This window comes from Serratia sp. PGPR-27 (assembly GCF_022678525.1).
Taxonomy (GTDB): domain Bacteria; phylum Pseudomonadota; class Gammaproteobacteria; order Enterobacterales; family Enterobacteriaceae; genus Serratia; species Serratia nematodiphila.
Window position 1 is genome coordinate 1 of the sequence record NZ_JALBYS010000102.1, and the last position, 220, is coordinate 220.

The following is a 220-nucleotide window of genomic DNA, read 5'->3' on the forward strand; positions in this document are numbered from 1 at the left end:
GCCGCTCCGCTGCTCTGGATCCGATCGCTCTGGCCGTTCGGCCCCACTTCCACCGCATAGCGCGAACCCGGCTCGAAGCTGACGTTGCCGGCCACGTTCAGGGTACCGATCGAGTTGCCCGGGGCCACGGTGCCGCCACGGCGGGCGGTCAGCGAACCGACCGTGCCGCTGCCGCCGACGATGCCGCCGTTCTGCACGCTGACATCCGAGGTGACCGAGC

Annotated in this window: 1 protein-coding gene; it reads right to left on the reverse strand. The window is 70.9% G+C overall.

From position 1 onward, the window contains the following. Positions 1 to 220, reverse strand: a 220-nt coding sequence (locus tag MMS95_RS24195) for an autotransporter outer membrane beta-barrel domain-containing protein (RefSeq protein ID WP_242142447.1), incomplete at both ends; no start/stop codon positions are given.